Annotated in this window: 13 protein-coding genes and 1 pseudogene; 7 read left to right on the top strand and 7 right to left on the bottom strand. The window is 56.1% G+C overall.

The genetic code is table 11. From position 1 onward, the window contains the following. Positions 1–13: 13 nt before the first annotated feature. From QCD60_RS23115 to QCD60_RS23100, 4 genes are all read right to left on the bottom strand, one after another. Complete coding sequence (locus QCD60_RS23115; RefSeq protein ID WP_104156513.1) at positions 14–382, bottom strand: response regulator; 369 nt, start codon at positions 380–382, stop codon at positions 14–16. Between the two features lie 9 nt (positions 383–391). Beyond that, complete coding sequence (locus tag QCD60_RS23110) at positions 392–1,561, bottom strand: methyl-accepting chemotaxis protein (protein WP_279788823.1); 1,170 nt, start codon at positions 1,559–1,561, stop codon at positions 392–394. 241 nt (positions 1,562–1,802) lie between these two features. Continuing rightward, complete coding sequence (locus tag QCD60_RS23105; protein WP_279788822.1) at positions 1,803–2,432, bottom strand: response regulator transcription factor; 630 nt, start codon at positions 2,430–2,432, stop codon at positions 1,803–1,805. Further along, positions 2,429–3,892, bottom strand: coding sequence for a PAS domain-containing protein (locus QCD60_RS23100; RefSeq protein ID WP_279788821.1), 1,464 nt, complete (start codon positions 3,890–3,892; stop codon positions 2,429–2,431). Before QCD60_RS23100 ends, QCD60_RS23105 begins: the two co-directional genes overlap by 4 nt. 15 nt (positions 3,893–3,907) lie before the next feature. Between QCD60_RS23100 and QCD60_RS23095 the strand changes: the two genes are divergently transcribed. Continuing rightward, entirely contained in the window at positions 3,908–4,351 is a 444-nt protein-coding gene (locus QCD60_RS23095; protein ID WP_279788820.1) for a hypothetical protein, read from the top strand. Between the two features lie 255 nt (positions 4,352–4,606). On the opposite strand, the pseudogene QCD60_RS23090 reads toward QCD60_RS23095, so the two are convergent. Continuing rightward, positions 4,607–5,284: pseudogene (locus tag QCD60_RS23090) on the bottom strand (type 1 glutamine amidotransferase domain-containing protein). A 37-nt stretch (positions 5,285–5,321) separates the two neighbouring features. Further along, a complete protein-coding gene (locus QCD60_RS23085) occupies positions 5,322–6,737 on the bottom strand; it encodes a coniferyl aldehyde dehydrogenase (RefSeq protein WP_279788819.1) in 1,416 nt (471 codons plus the stop codon). 235 nt (positions 6,738–6,972) lie between these two features. Between QCD60_RS23085 and QCD60_RS23080 the strand changes: the two genes are divergently transcribed. Continuing rightward, positions 6,973–7,863, top strand: coding sequence for a LysR family transcriptional regulator (locus QCD60_RS23080; protein WP_279788818.1), 891 nt, complete (start codon positions 6,973–6,975; stop codon positions 7,861–7,863). A 95-nt stretch (positions 7,864–7,958) separates the two neighbouring features. Here QCD60_RS23080 and QCD60_RS23075 read toward each other — a convergent pair whose 3' ends face one another. Beyond that, a complete protein-coding gene (locus QCD60_RS23075) occupies positions 7,959–8,642 on the bottom strand; it encodes a GntR family transcriptional regulator (RefSeq protein ID WP_279788817.1) in 684 nt (227 codons plus the stop codon). 157 nt (positions 8,643–8,799) lie between these two features. Between QCD60_RS23075 and QCD60_RS23070 the strand changes: the two genes are divergently transcribed. The 5 genes from QCD60_RS23070 to uxaC all read left to right on the top strand — a co-directional run bounded on the left by QCD60_RS23070 (position 8,800) and on the right by uxaC (position 14,579). After that, positions 8,800–9,777 carry a C4-dicarboxylate TRAP transporter substrate-binding protein gene (locus QCD60_RS23070; protein WP_279788816.1) on the top strand — a complete coding sequence of 326 codons (978 nt, stop codon included), beginning with the start codon at positions 8,800–8,802 and terminating at the stop codon, positions 9,775–9,777. Between the two features lie 118 nt (positions 9,778–9,895). Next, complete coding sequence (locus QCD60_RS23065; protein WP_279788815.1) at positions 9,896–10,420, top strand: TRAP transporter small permease; 525 nt, start codon at positions 9,896–9,898, stop codon at positions 10,418–10,420. Next, entirely contained in the window at positions 10,417–11,691 is a 1,275-nt protein-coding gene (locus tag QCD60_RS23060; protein ID WP_279788814.1) for a TRAP transporter large permease, read from the top strand. Before QCD60_RS23065 ends, QCD60_RS23060 begins: the two co-directional genes overlap by 4 nt. A 157-nt stretch (positions 11,692–11,848) precedes the next feature. Continuing rightward, positions 11,849–13,057 (top strand): D-mannonate dehydratase ManD, encoded by a 1,209-nt coding sequence (gene manD / locus QCD60_RS23055; protein WP_279788813.1) that lies wholly within the window; start codon positions 11,849–11,851, stop codon positions 13,055–13,057. Between the two features lie 94 nt (positions 13,058–13,151). Continuing rightward, the gene (gene uxaC, locus QCD60_RS23050; RefSeq protein ID WP_279788812.1) at positions 13,152–14,579 is read left to right on the top strand and encodes a glucuronate isomerase; all 1,428 of its coding nucleotides are present in this window, start codon (positions 13,152–13,154) and stop codon (positions 14,577–14,579) included. Positions 14,580–14,964 lie beyond the last annotated feature (385 nt).

Here is a 14,964-nt window from a genome sequence, read left to right as displayed (position 1 = left end):
GGACCTCTGCTACTCAGGGAAGAATCAGTTTGGACACAGCAGTCAGCATCTGTGCAGGCTGGAAGGGTTTAACCACCCAGGCTTTGGCTCCGGCCGCCTGACCTTCGGCCTTTTTGGCATCACCTGCTTCGGTGGTGAGCATGATCACCGGGGTAAATTTGTAAGCAGGCAGCTGTTTGACGTTCTTCAGAAAGGTGATGCCATCCATCACCGGCATGTTGACGTCGCTGATGATCAGGTGAACCTTGCGACCATCCAGTTTGCTCAGAGCATCTTTGCCGTCGACACCTTCGATGACGTCATATCCGGCGTTCTTCAGAGTCATACCCACCACCTGACGGATTGAGGCGGAGTCATCAACGATAAGAATGGTTTTGGCCATGGTGTTTCCTCAGAAGAAGGTAATGTCATCATGGGTGGGCTTTTTCTTGCTGCCTTTACCTGAGCGGCCACCGTGATGAATTTCATGCTGTTCGGGCGTGGTGTAGGTGTGCGACAGCTCTTCCATCCAGCTGCGGGCATCGACCGCCGCCGCATTTTTGTCGGCCAGATGATCCTTGAGCTTTTCGATGTCCTGACGGACGTGCGTCAGAATCTGGCTGACCCTATCCTGGAACTGCAGGGCAATCACCACATCGGCAATCTCTTCACCCAGAACCGAGTTCTCTGCCTGCAGGGCATTACTGTGTTCAACCAGACGGTTTGCACCTTCGCTGAACTCGTTGATGACCTGGTGAATAACCTGGCTGGCATTTTCCAGCGTGCGGGAATCCTTGGAGGCGTGCTCGTTGGAAACAGCGAGAGTACGTTCGATGGCACTACTGACGGTTTCAATGGTTTCGCCAATGCGCTGCCCCGTGGTTTCTGACATGGTGGAGAGCTTGCGGACTTCATCAGCGACCACGGCAAAGCCACGACCAGCCTCACCGGCACGGGCGGCCTCGATAGCCGCATTCAGTGCCAGCAGGTTGGTTTGTTTGGCGACATCACCCACTTCTTTGGCCATGGTGCGTAACTGGCCGGTGTAGCTGCTGAGCTTCTCGACTTCAGCCAGCAGCGATTCCTTGCTCGACAGCGCCTGACGCAGCTGGCCAAGAATATCTTCCAGTTCGGATTCGCTGTGTGAAAGCAGGTTAACCAGACTGTGGCTGTCTGACTGGCCACCGCTGTTTACCGCCGCATTGAGGCGCCCGGCCATCTGACAGAAGCGGTCGCTGATGGACTCAATGGAAGACTGGGTGTGGCTGCGGGCCACTTCGATGTTTTGCGCCCAGATCGGAGCAATGGAGGTGCACAGCTCAGGCAGCCCCTTAACCAGATCCGAACTGGCCCGGTTCGCCCCGGCATGTTCGCCCTGCTGATGCGCATCCTGCAAAGCCTGGCTGTGGCTGTTGCTTTGGCTGCGCAGCCAGAACCACAACATCAGGGCAGGGAGGAGCGCGGAGGCAATCCAATAGAGGGAAGGAAAAGTGGTCGCTAACCCGATTAGCACTGCACTTACAAGGCAAATCAGCACTACCGGCAGCCAAGGCGTACTCTGAGCAGGTGTAGGATTCGTCACTTTCGCGCTCCATCAGAGAGGCGCTACAGCGAATGAGAGTGCTGTAGCAGATAGTCACATGATGGAGTTAATGAATAGATTGTCACATAGTGTGTTTCTGACATTAATGTCAGAAATGTCTGTAATTATCAGTAGGAATTTTCCTACCTGAGACCTGTGAGGCTGACGGCCTGACCTGCCGCCGAAGGGTAATGCTCTCTTTTGCCTGAGGTCACTCTTGCATGAGGTAAGCGTGTTGAGTTCAGTCAACCAGACCGTTGGCCATGGCGTATTTAACAATGTCAGCGTTACAGCTGAAGCTCATCTTTTCCATCAGCCGCGTCTTGTGCGTGCTGACGGTCTTGTTACTGATGATCAGCTCGTCGGCGATCTGGTTAACACTCAGCCCTCTGGCCAGCAACCGCAGAATCTGAAACTCGCGGTCAGTCAGCTGGCTGGTGCCAGCCTCCTGCGGCACGCTGTTGGCAAACGCCAGCTGCTCCGCAATCCGCGGGTCCAGATAGCGACCGCCACTGGCCACCTTGTGAATCGCCGCGAGTAAGGTTTCCGGGTTGTGGTCTTTGGTCAGATAGCCGCTGGCTCCGGCCCGCAGTGCCCGCTGGGCGATCTGTGCCTCGTTGTGCATGCTCAGTACCAGTATCGGCAGTTTCGGCGCCTTGCCGTGAACACGGGTAATCAGATCTTCACCGCTCAGCCCCGGCATACTCATGTCCAGCAGTAGCAGGTCAAACTGGCTGCTGCGCAGATGCTCGATCACCTGAGCGCCATTTTCTGCTTCTTCGATCACCCTGAGTGCGGGATCAAACTCGATCAGCTGCCGCAGGCCGCTGCGCATGATGGCATGATCATCGGCGATCAGGAGACGAATCATAGAAGTTCCTTGTTTTCCATCGCGGGGAAGGTCGCCTGTATGGTTGCCCCCTGGCCGGGGTGGCTGAAGATCACCACTTCACCGCCCAGGCAGATGCCACGCTCACGCATGCCCGCCAGTCCTAACGAGTTTTTACCCACGTTGTCAGGTTTGAAGCCAACCCCGTTATCCGTGATATCCAGCCTATACTGATCATCGAGACGTTCAAGACTCACCACTGCACGGCTTGCGCCAGAATGACGAGCGATGTTGGTCAGCGCCTCCTGAACGATACGAAAGGCGGTAGTGGCCAGATGGTCATCGAGCTTTGGCTCGCCGCTGTGGGCAACAAATTCACACTGAATGTGAGGGTGATGGCTGCGGAAATCGTTGATCAGCCATTCAAGGGCCGGGTATAAGCCCATGTTGAGCACGGTAGGGCGCAGATTGGTCGTGACAGAACGGACCACCTGAATGGTACGGTCACAAATCTCCATCAGTTGCTCTACATGACCGCTCAGCCCCGGATTCTGCTCGCCGTAGCGCAGGCGCATCATGGAGATTCCCATACGCAGGGCAGTGAGGTGCTGACCCAGCTCGTCGTGAATCTCACTGGCGATCAGTTTGCGTTCTTCCTCGCGGGCGCTTTCACGCCGGCGGGTCAGCTCGCGCAGCTGCCGGTTGCTTTCCGCCAGACGCCGCTCCGCCTTGCGGATATCGGTGATGTCACGGGCGAGAGAGATCACATTGGTGACCTCGCCGGAGGTATTGCGCTCGGGCACCATCTGCACCAGATAGTGCGACTGCTGATCGGCGGGGCCATCAATGCCGCGAATCAACTCCTCTTCCACCGCCTCACCACTATCGGCAACCTGTCTGACCATATCGGCCATGATGTCGACCTGCGAGTTCTCGCCAAAGGCTTCCCAGGCCGGGCGCCCACGCACTTCGACCAGTGGCAGCCGGCACAGGGCCTCCAGTGCCGGATTGGCATAGATCAGGCGAAAGTCAGGGGTAAAGCGGCCAATGGCATCCGGGATGTTTTCTATCATGATGCGCAGCTGGCGCTCGTTACGCAGCAGGGTATCTGCCATACGCCGTTGTTCACTGAGATCGTGAATCAGTGCCAGAACGTAGTAGTTCCGGTCGTACTGGAAGTGTCTGAACTGCATAGAGACGTAGTGTTGCGGGCTGCTCTGATGACTGCATAGCTCAAGGGTCAGGATACGGTGAGATTCGATGGCTTCGAGCAGTGACACTTCGTTGTTGACGATACGCGGTGCCAGCAGACTTTCCAGATGGTGGCCAAGCAAGCGACTGCAGGACAGCCCCAGCAGGCTGCAGGCCGCTTCATTCAAATAGCGTACACAGTGATCGGCATCGAGCAGGGCGACTCCATCAGCCGTGCTGTTCAGGGCAAAGCTCAGCAGATAAGCCAGTTCAGTACCATCGTTAACGGGAAAGACGTCTGATTCTTCCATGGGCATCCTGTTGCAGTGAAAGGCCATCTCGTGTTGGTGCGGACAGATGGCGTTATCTGGAAGCGATGTCGAAAAAGTGTAGTCCATTTTCCTCACGGCGACTCCGACAGGATTCGTGCGAACAAACCGGGACAGTCAGTTCCAAGCTTTCTGGAAGGCCCGTCCTTTGACAGGCAGGGCTATCTGTATGTCACCGACATTCCCTACGGACGTATTTTTCGTATATCGCCTCAGAGAGACTGGCAGCTGATCGCGGAGTACGACGGCTGGCCAAACGGCCTGAAGATTCACAAGGATGGACGCATATTCATTGCCGATTACAAGAACGGGATCCTGTTACTTGACCCTGATACAAAGAAGATATCGCCGGTTCTGACGCACCGTCGCAGCGAAGGCTTTAAAGGCGTCCTGCTGGCGGATATGCCATTCGCCGGGAAGCAACTGTATTCACACCGTTAGACGAGGATAAGGCTGCGAAGGCCGCTGCAGCACTGCCTTGCTCAACGGCCTTATTTTTTGGTTATCTGCATGGTTCTCAACGCGGTGAATCGTTTAAAACGACTTGCCCGTTCCCCATAGAATGAACCTTACCCCTTTGATGACCGATGTAAGAGCGCCGGTACACCTTCTTTCAATGGCGTACCGGCGCTTTTTTTGCGTGAGAAATTTTGTGTGAGAAAGTGTGCTTAAAGAAGCAATACCGCTATTGCACTGTTACGCCAGCAGACCCAGCAGTGCCACTGCGACACCTTCGGAGCTGGCGGGGTTTTGACCGGTTACCAGCTTGCCGTCGGTCACGACATACGGTGCCCAGTCCGGGCCTTTTTCATAGAGTCCGCCGAGCTTTTTGAATTCGTCTTCAATCAGGAACGGCACCACATCGGTCAGTTGCACGGCGTCTTCTTCACCATTGGTAAAGCCCGTCACCCGCTTGCCTTTAATCAGCGCATCACCACTTGCAGCTTTGACGTGACGCAGCACGCCCGGTGCGTGACATACCAGACCGACCGGCTTCTGTGCACGTTCAAAACGTTCAATCAGGCGAATGGATACCGGTGATTCAGCCAGATCCCACAATGGACCATGACCACCGGGATAGAATACTGCGTCAAAATCTTCTTCACGGACTTCCTCCAGCTTGCAGGTTGTAGCCAGCACAGCCTGAGTGGCCGGATCAGCCTTGAAGCGGTGAGTCAGCGCAGTCTGGAATTCGGGCAGGTCGCTTTTCGGATCAAGCGGCGGCTGACCACCTGCCGGTGAGGCCAGGGTTACCGTCGCACCAGCATCGATAAAGGTCTAGTAGGGCGCTGCAAACTCTTCCAGCCAGAAGCCGGTTTTGTTGCCGGTGTTGCCCAGCTCGTCGTGTGAGGTCAGAACCATAAGTACTTTCATCGTCATTATCCTTTGGTGATGGAGTCAGGTTGGATGCTCAGGCACCCAGCAGGGTTTCCAGATGTGCCAGCTTGTCTGCATACGGGGCACGCAGACGCAGATTGGTTTCACCATCCGGGCTTTGTACAACCACGGGCTTGTTATGGGTAAAGCGCATAAAGCCATGAATACCGTGATAGGCGCCCATGCCGGATGGTCCGACACCACCGAATGGCAGGGTTTCAATCGCGACGTGGCTCATGATGTCGTTGATGACCAGCGCGCCCGATGCTGTTTGCGTGGCGATCAGTTGCTGACTCTGAACGTCGTCGCCGAAGTAATACGCTGCCAGCGGGCGTGGGTGGGCATTGATGTAGGCGATGGCGGCGGCATCGGATGAACAGGTTTTCACCGGCAGCAGCGGGCCGAAAATTTCTTCCTGCATGATCAGCATCTCATCGGTCACATCCAGCACCAGATGGGGGGCGATCTTGCGTGTAGCGGCATCGAAGGCCACCTCATTTGCCGGGTTTAAGCTGATAACCCGGGCACCTTTCGCTTTTGCGTCATCCAGCAGCCCCAGCAGGCGGTCATAATGACGTGCGGAAATGATCGACGTGTAATCAGGATTGTTCTGAATAGACGGGAAGGTTTCCCGCATAAACCCCTCTGCAGCACGGATCAGCTCGGCCTGTTTATCCGCCGCAACCAGCATGTAGTCGGGAGCCAGGCAGATCTGACCGGCATTGAATGTTTTGACCGTCAGTGTGCGGGCAATGGCCCGGCTCATGTCGGCCTGGGGGTGGACTACCACCGGTGATTTCCCCCCCAGCTCCAGGGTGACTGGCACCAGATTTTCTGCGGCGGCACGCATTACATGGCGGCCGACCGTGGTGCTGCCGGTAAATACCAGATGGTCAAACGGCAATTGGCTGAACGCCACGCCGGTTTCGGCATCACCCAGGACTACGCCCACTTCCATCGGATCGAAATAGCGGGCAATCAGCTCAGCCAGCAGGTCGGAGGTACGAGGGGTCAGCTCGGACGGTTTGATCAGTGCGGTATTGCCAGCGGCCAGAACACCGGCCAGTGGCCCGAAGGCCAGATTCAGCGGGAAGTTCCAGGGGCTGATGATGCCCACCACGCCCAGCGGCTGGCGTTCAATACGCGCCTGCATACCCGGAACGGGAGCGGCCACCGTTTCCGGCCTCATCCAGTCAGCCACATGTTCGGCTGCATAACGCAGACCATGGATCGTCGTGCCAATGTCGGCTGCCATCGACTGGTAAATACTGCGATTACCGAAGTCTGCATTCATGGCGTCAGCCAGGGCATGGCGGTGTTCACGCAGCAGATTGGCAGCCCGGTTCAGGCGATCCTGACGCAGGCTGGCATCAGCCGGCCCGGTGTGCAGATGGTACTGCTGCATCGCTTTCAGAATGGGCTGCAGATCGTTGATTCGTTGCGTTGACATGGGCTTCTCCTTTCCTGAAATAGTGCTCAGATGCTGTAGTGCGCAACCTCAGGTCTTGCCGTTTGCCACATTAGGGGAGGGCGGGCACCGGTAGCGCTGCTTCTGACAGTCGGTCCTTGTCAGCGCACCGTCTGTTTCGGTGGCGTTGCTGACGGGAGCCATCTTACGAGTGATGCCGTCATGCTGACCAACTAGCGCTTTTTAGCGCTGCCATAAATTATGTTATGGTTGCGCCATGTCACTTATTCGCCTGCGTACATTCATCGAGGTTTATCGCCAGCGCTCCATCAGCAGCGCAGCCCGAAGCCTCAATCTGACCCAGCCCGCCGTCTCACAACATATTGCCGGGCTGGAAATGGCTATTGGCCGGCCGCTGTTTGAGCGCCTTGTGCGTGGTGTCAGCCCGACACGGGCAGCGGATGAGCTGGCTGCGGATATAGGTGACAAGCTTGATGCTGCCGAAGCGGCGCTTTCTTCTGCGCGGGCCCGCTCGGTCGAAATGACCGGTGCATTGCAGATCATCGGACATGCTGATTTTCTGGCTGAAGTGGTAGGCGTCCATGTCGTGCCGCTGCTTGAGGCGGGTATCCGGGTGCGTCTGCAAACCGGAGGTGCCGACCTGATCAATCAGATGGTGATCGAAGGGCATTGTGATCTGGGTGTTTCCGCTTTCCCTACCAGTGACAAACGCCTGCACTGCGAACGTATTCGTAGCGAGCGTTTACTGGCGGTTGCCGCCCCAGCTGTTATTGAACGTATCTCCCGTAGCCCATCTCTCGATAAAGCGCTAACGCAGGAGCCGCTGCTGGCCTACAACCTTGAAATTCCACTGGTTGATTCGTGGGCTGCCAGAAACAAGCTCAAGCTGGGCCAGATTATACCGGCACTGATCGGGCAGGATTTGCGCACATTGCGCAGCGTACTCTGTAAGGGGTTTGGCTGGAGTGTACTGCCCGAATATCTCTGTCATGCGCAGATAGAAAAGGGCGAACTGCAGGAGCTGCCGGGCACAGCAGTTGACGATGCGCTCAGTTATTACCTGATCTGGACCCCCAGTGCCCTGCGCCAGGCACGAGTGGCACACGCCCGTCAGACGTTGCTCTGGAAGCTGAAGCCTGAGCGCTAGAGCAGAGTCAGAATGCTGGCCATAGAATAATGGCTGGTGATCACACCCGTTTAACCACCCAAAAGGCAGCAGCGGGGCAGTCAAGCCCCGTTAGCTCATTCACTGAAATAGTCCGGGAAGGCCAGGGATAAAGGCTCCAATACGGAAAGTACTTCCGACAGATGCTGTTTGACGGCTTCCTCGCACGCCAGTTTGTCGCCTTGCTCCAGTGCATCAAGAATCGCTTCATGCTGGGCAATCAACTTACGCATGGGGGACGCCCCCGGCAGGCTCAGAAACCGTACCCGGTCCATCTGTGCTTTCTGCGACTCCACCAGCTCCCATACTCGCTGCATGCCGATTTCGAGAGCGATGGATTTATGGAAGGCCTCATCAAGGCTCAGAAACTCTTCGAAGTCTTCCGCTTCTGCCGCCATTTTCTGCTGGGCAATCAGCGCCCGCGTACGCAGGAAAAACGCGCCATTCAGCTTGCCGCAGGCCTCCTTGGCGACCGCCACCTCCAGCGTTTCGCGGATAAAGCGGGCAGTTTTGACTGCCTCAAGAGAGATCTTGATCACCAGCGTGCCACGCTGGGGCATGATGTCTACCAGCCCGGCTTCGGAGAGCATGATAAAAGCCTCGCGCACGGGCTGTCTGCTGACACCCAACTGCAGAGAAATCTCCTTTTCGGACAGACTCTGACCGGGTTTGAACTTCAGCGTCACGATGGCCTGACGCAAGTGCTGAAAGATCTGTAAACCTTTCGGCAGCCGGTTTGTAGGATCAAGTGCACTGAGCATGGGAATCACCATCAAAATTAAGAAAACTCATACTACCATACTAGTATGGTGTTGACGAACACCCGTTTAGTGGTGGTAGGCTAGTATGGTACGCAACTTAATAACAACAATCGGGTGAATTACCTACGGGTGAGTACCCGGCTACCGGAGTATTCCTATGCCATCGCTCAAGATGTTCGGACTGGCCTCTCTGGCCGCAATCATGATGGGCACCCTCGGTGCCGCGCACGCTGACTGGTCATTGAACGTCAATACGGCGCTCACCCAGGATGACCCCATGTACAAGGGCCTTGTGAAGTTCAAGGAAGGGGTCGAACAGCGCACTGACGGTAAACTGACCGTCAATATCTTCACCGGCTCCCAGCTGGGTAACGACGAAGACGTGCTGGAGCAGGCACGCGCAGGTGCGAACGTTGCCGTGCTGGTCGACGGGGGCCGTCTGGCCAACTTCACGCCTGAAATGGGCATTCTCGGTGCGCCTTATCTGGTTCAGGGTTATCCCGGCGCACGCAAACTGGTGACCTCTAAACTGTTCGACAGCTGGGCGGAAAAGCTGCGTAAAGCCTCGGGGCATCAGGTGCTTTCGTTCAACTGGTGGCAGGGTGAGCGAAATCTTCTGACCAGCAAGCCCGTCACCCAACCTTCTGATCTGCAAGGGGTCCGTATGCGTACGCCGGGAGCCCCCGTGTGGCTGGAAACCATTCGTGCGATGGGAGCTACACCTACCCCGATGGGCTGGACCGAGGTCTACACCGCGCTGCAACAGGGCGTGATCGATGGTGCCGAGGCGCAGATGTCAGCTGTTTACGGTGCCCGCCTGTATGAAGTGATCAAGCACATCACCAAAACTGGCCATATCAACCTGATCACCGGTCTGGTTGGCTCTGCTCAGTGGTTTGACAGCCTGCCCGCCGATGTTCAGCAGATCGTGAAAGACGAGTCTCTGAAAGCAGGGGACTTTGCTTCTGAGCTGACTGAGAAATCCATGTCTGATTATGAAGACAAGATGCGCGCCAAAGGGGTGAGTATCGATACCATCGATGTCACGCCTTTCAAGGCTGCTACTCAGAGCGTTTACCAGAAGCTTGGCTATGAAGAGTTGCGCAAGCAGGTTGATGCGGTGCTGGCCCAGTAAGCCTGTGGCAAGGGACAGGTCTGTCTGAGCAGATCTGGCTCTGTACCTGACTCGGAATGCCGGCCGCGCTGGCCGCCGGTATTCCGTCCACTCCTTGCCGTACCTTAGGGAAATGACTATGCGCTTTTTTATTCGCCTGGAAGAGTGGGTTGCCCGTGTGTTTCTTGCTCTGATCGTTCTGCTGGTCTTCGGCGCAGCAGTGGCCCGTACCTTCAACCACCCCATTATCTGGTCGGTTGATATGGCCCAGCTGCTATTTGTCTGGGTTTGTGTACTGGGGGCAGATCAGGCCCTGCGTAAACGCGAACATATTGGCGTTGATATTCTTGTCCGCCATTTTCCGGCACAGGTAAGGGGCTATCTCGATGTGCTGCTGTATGTGCTGATTATTGCCTTTCTTGTCACGCTGGCCATCCGGGGTTTCGAGCTGACCTGGCTGAACAAGGAACGCCGCTTTGGCGACAGCAACATCAGCTACGCCTTCGTCACGGTGGCCGTTCCGGTCGGCTGTGTACTGCTGACGATCACCAGCCTTGGGCATATCTGGACCCTCATCGGCAAGCTGCGCCGCAACGAGGTTGAATACGAATCCCTGAGTGAAGTGGCAATCGATCAGCTCAAGGAAACAGGAGCCGAACTATGACCCTCATCGGCATTGTATTTATTGTCCTGCTGCTGGCAGGTATGCCGCTGGCCTTCACGATTGGTCTGGCAGGTATGGCGTGGTTTCTGGAGTCACCGTTACCGATGGCAATCGGCGTGCAGAAGGTCGCCAGTGCTACCCAGAGTTTCCCTTTGCTGGCAGTACCTTTCTTTGTTCTGGCCGGTCATCTGATGAACCGAACCGGAATTACCGAACGCCTGCTAACGTTCTCCCGCGTGCTGGTGTCGTGGATGACAGGCGGCCTGGCTCATGTCGCCATTCTGCTCAGCGCGCTGATGGGTGGGGTATCAGGTTCTGCCGTGGCTGATGCCTGTATGGAAGCACGTGTGCTTGGCCCCAGTATGATTAAAGCAGGGTACTCAAAGGGGTATGCCTCTGCGGTCATTGCCGTCGGCTCGCTGATTACTGCCACCATTCCGCCCAGCATTGGCCTGATCCTTTACGGCTTCGTGGGTAATGTCTCTATCGGCAAGCTCTTTATCGCCGGGATTGTGCCCGGCATCCTGATGACCATCGTACTGATGCTGACCGCCTGGCGTGTCGCCAAGGCCCGCGGCTATCAGCCAGACAGCACCGAGCTGCCATCCTTCCGCAGTGTTATGAAGTCTTTGAATGACAGTAAATGGGCGCTGCTGTTCCCGATTCTGCTTATCGTCTTTATCCGGTTTGGCTTCTTTACCCCTTCAGAAGCAGGCGCATTTGCCGTGGTCTATGCGGTGGTGATCGGCTTCTTCCTGCACCGTCAACTCAGCTGGGCGGATGTGCGCCTGTCGCTGAAAGAGAGCGTGACGGATATCGGCATGATCATGCTGATCATCATGTTCTCCGCCATGGTGGGCTACTCGATTGTGTTTGAGCGCCTGCCGCAGAGTCTGGCGCAGCTGATTGGCGGCATTTCACAGGACCCGACCCTGACGCTGTTTCTGATTCTGGGCTTCCTGGTCATCGTCGGCACCGTACTGGAGGCCACTGTCAGTGTGTTGCTGCTAACGCCTATCTTCGTGCCCATCATCCATGCCGTGGGTATTGATCCTGTGCACTTTGGTGTGTTGCTGATGATTGTTATCACGCTGGGCGGCATGACACCGCCGGTCGGTGTGGCGATGTATGCCGTGTGTGGCCTGCTTAAGTGCCCGACAGACCGTTATGTCGTTGAGTCGCTGCCCTTTATCGGCGCGGTACTGGCGCTGGTCGCCTTGTTGGCCGTCTTCCCGCAGGTGGTGATGTTCCTGCCCGATCTGCTGATGTAACACGCTTCAAATCAGGCAGCTGCAACTGCCACCGGCGTTCCCGTGCTGCATGCGGCAGGGGAGAGCCTTGCCCGAAAACAGTGCCATCAGGCCTGTCCGCATCGAGCCTTGAGGTCAAGGTGACTGCTCGAAGGCGGCGAAGAATGGAGATGCAATCGTGAAAATAGTCTCAGCCAAGGTCATCGTGACATGCCCGGGCAGGAACCTGGTTACCCTGAAAATCCAGACGGAGGAGGGGATCTATGGTATCGGTGACGCCACCCTCAATGGCCGTGAAAAGTCGGTGGTGTCGTACCTTGAAGATTACGTGATTCCGATGCTGATCGGCCGCGACGCCCATCGGATTGAAGACATCTGGCAATACCTCTATCGCGGGGCGTACTGGCGCCGCGGTCCCGTCGGCATGACAGCCATTGCCGCCGTCGATACGGCACTGTGGGACATCAAAGCCAAAGCAGCCAACATGCCGTTATACCAGTTGCTGGGTGGCAGAAGCCGCGACCGGATCATGGTGTACTCCCACGCCAACGGCAATGACATCCAGGCGGTGCTGGACGAAGTAGGGCACCACCGTGATCTTGGCTACAAGGCCATTCGCGTGCAGTGTGGCGTGCCGGGGCTGGCCTCCACCTATGGCGTATCCAAAGGCGATAAGCCTTACGAGCCGGCCGATTCGGATCTGCCGTCAGAAAACGTCTGGTCCACCGAGAAATACCTCAACTTTATTCCCAAACTGTTTCGCGCCATTCGGGACCAGTACGGTGAGGATCTGCACATCCTGCACGACGTTCATCATCGCCTGACACCCATCGAAGCTGCACGCCTTGGCAAGGAACTGGAGCCCTACCATCTGTTCTGGATGGAGGATGCGGTTGCTGCCGAGAATCAGGAAGGTTTCCGCCTGATTCGTCAGCACACCACCACGCCACTGGCAGTGGGAGAAGTGTTCAATTCCATCCATGACTGCCGCGAACTGATTGAAAAGCAACTGATCGACTACATTCGCACCTCTGTTTCACACGTGGGAGGCATCACCCAGCTGCGGCGTATTGCCGATCTCGCCAGCCTTTACCACGTGCGCACCGGCTGTCATGGCGCAACGGATCTGTCGCCGGTGTGTATGGGCGCCGCGCTGCATTTTGATTACTGGGTGCCGAACTTCGGTATTCAGGAACACATGGCCCACAGTGCAGAAACCGACGCGGTATTTCCTCACGCCTATCGCTTTGAACATGGCTACTTCACGCCGGGCGATGTGCCCGGACATGGTGTGGATATTGATGAAGCACTGGCGGCGAAATACCCCTATCAGCGAGCCTGCCTGCCAGTGAATCGCCTGGAAGATGGCACCCTCTGGCATTGGTAAACCCAGAAAGACAGTAACGCTGTAAATATGGCTCAGGCTGGGGAGGGCGCATCGCACTTACTCAGGCTGAGTCAGCTCAGTTGGGAGCACACTGATGAGACGATTTATGGGTGAGGATTTTCTGCTGGGCAACGAAGTGGCACGTCGCCTGTATCACGACTATGCCGCCGCTCAGCCCATTTTTGATTATCACTGCCACCTGCCGCCAGAAGACATCGCCAGTGACGTCAGCTTCTCCAATATGACGAATATCTGGCTGGCTGGGGATCACTATAAGTGGCGCGCCATGCGCACCGCGGGAATTGATGAAGCACTGATCACCGGTTCAGCCAGCGATTACGCGAAATATCAGGCCTGGGCGCGCACGGTACCACAGTGCATCGGTAATCCGTTGTATCACTGGACTCACCTTGAACTGCGACGTCCGTTTGGTATTGAGGGCACGCTGTTCGGCCCGGACAGCGCAGAGGCGATCTGGCACACAGCCAACGATTGTCTGGCTGATAAAGCATTCAGTGCCCGTGGCATTCTCAAAAAGATGAATGTGGTGCTGGTCGGGACCACTGATGATCCACTGGATGATCTTCGCCATCACAAGGCGATAGCCGACGATACCGGCTTTGACGTACGGGTTGTGCCTACCTGGCGGCCTGATCGTGCCTTCAAAGCGGAGCTTGATGGTTTTGCTGAGTATATGAAGGCACTGGGAGCGCTGACTGGGAACGATATTCGCTGCTATGCCGATCTGGTTACTGCCTTGCTGCAACGCATCGACCATTTTGCCCAGCATGGTTGTGTGGCCGCAGATCATGGTATTGAAGTCCTGCGCTATGCACCTGTACCGGCTGAATCAACACTCGATGCCATTCTGAAAAAAGGCTTGTCAGGCCAGGGCGTGAGCGATCTTGAGGCGGCGCAGTTTGCTACTGCCGTGCAGGTCATGATGGGACAGGAATATGCCCGTCGGGGCTGGGTCATGCAGCTGCATATTGGCGCACTGCGCAGCAACAGCAGCCGGATGCTGGCCGCTGTGGGGCCAAACACCGGGTTTGACTCCATCGCCGATGCGCCACTGGCGGCAAACCTTGCCGCCTTGCTTGACACCATGGATCGCGATGATCTGTTGCCCAAAACCATTCTTTACTGCCTGAACCCGGCTGATAACGACATGATCGCCACCATGATTGGAAACTTTCAGGGAGGCGGTATTGCCGGCAAGATTCAGTTCGGCTCAGGCTGGTGGTTCAACGACCAGAAGGACGGCATGATCCGGCAGATGGCGAGCCTGGCCAACATGGGGTTGCTCAGTCAGTTCGTCGGGATGCTGACAGACTCGCGAAGCTTTCTGTCGTTCACGCGCCATGAGTATTTCCGCCGGATACTGTGCCAGATGATCGGCCGCTGGGTAGCTGACGGAGAAGCCCCTAATGATCTTGAATTACTCGGCTCGATGGTGAGCAATATTTGCTTCCGCAATGCTGAGCGTTACTTTGGCGGGAATCCGACAATACAGGGAAGCTGATCGGCTGCGGCTTAGTTTGGTTCACATCGTGCTCAATCCGGTCAACAGAGGGCTCGATGACAACGGCCTGAGCAAGGCGTTCATCGGATTGATCATGATCAGATCCCCAGCTGACGAGCAACACAGCTGCTGACAAAACGGCGGCGTGCGGCAGGCATCTGGTTATCTGCATTCACTCAAGCGAGAGCGAATGCAGATAACATTCTATGCAACATCGAAATGGGCGCAGTCATCCAGCGAAGGGAAGACAGAAGAAAGCGAGCGATATGGAAGGGCTAAGAACCCGGAGCTAATCCATCAGGACAAATATATAATTTAACATAATACATATTATGCGAAGTTCTGTCATAGATAAAAATAAGCCCGAATAGAAACGATCAACAAA

Source organism: Pokkaliibacter sp. MBI-7 (assembly GCF_029846635.1).
In the GTDB taxonomy this organism is placed as follows: Bacteria; Pseudomonadota; Gammaproteobacteria; order Pseudomonadales; family Balneatricaceae; genus Pokkaliibacter.
This window is presented reverse-complemented; position numbering and strand designations above follow the sequence as displayed.

Excerpts from the sequence above, each read along its gene's own strand:
- QCD60_RS23100 (WP_279788821.1), bottom strand. The coding sequence starts at position 3,892 with ATGGAAGAATCAGACGTCTTTCCCGTTAACGATGGTACTGAACTGGCT.
- uxaC (WP_279788812.1), top strand. The coding sequence starts at position 13,152 with ATGAGACGATTTATGGGTGAGGATTTTCTGCTGGGCAACGAAGTGGCA.
- QCD60_RS23075 (WP_279788817.1), bottom strand. The coding sequence starts at position 8,642 with ATGCTCAGTGCACTTGATCCTACAAACCGGCTGCCGAAAGGTTTACAG.
- QCD60_RS23065 (WP_279788815.1), top strand. The coding sequence starts at position 9,896 with ATGCGCTTTTTTATTCGCCTGGAAGAGTGGGTTGCCCGTGTGTTTCTT.
- QCD60_RS23060 (WP_279788814.1), top strand. The coding sequence starts at position 10,417 with ATGACCCTCATCGGCATTGTATTTATTGTCCTGCTGCTGGCAGGTATG.
- QCD60_RS23115 (WP_104156513.1), bottom strand. The coding sequence starts at position 382 with ATGGCCAAAACCATTCTTATCGTTGATGACTCCGCCTCAATCCGTCAG.
- QCD60_RS23105 (WP_279788822.1), bottom strand. The coding sequence starts at position 2,432 with ATGATTCGTCTCCTGATCGCCGATGATCATGCCATCATGCGCAGCGGC.
- QCD60_RS23070 (WP_279788816.1), top strand. The coding sequence starts at position 8,800 with ATGCCATCGCTCAAGATGTTCGGACTGGCCTCTCTGGCCGCAATCATG.
- QCD60_RS23080 (WP_279788818.1), top strand. The coding sequence starts at position 6,973 with ATGTCACTTATTCGCCTGCGTACATTCATCGAGGTTTATCGCCAGCGC.
- QCD60_RS23085 (WP_279788819.1), bottom strand. The coding sequence starts at position 6,737 with ATGTCAACGCAACGAATCAACGATCTGCAGCCCATTCTGAAAGCGATG.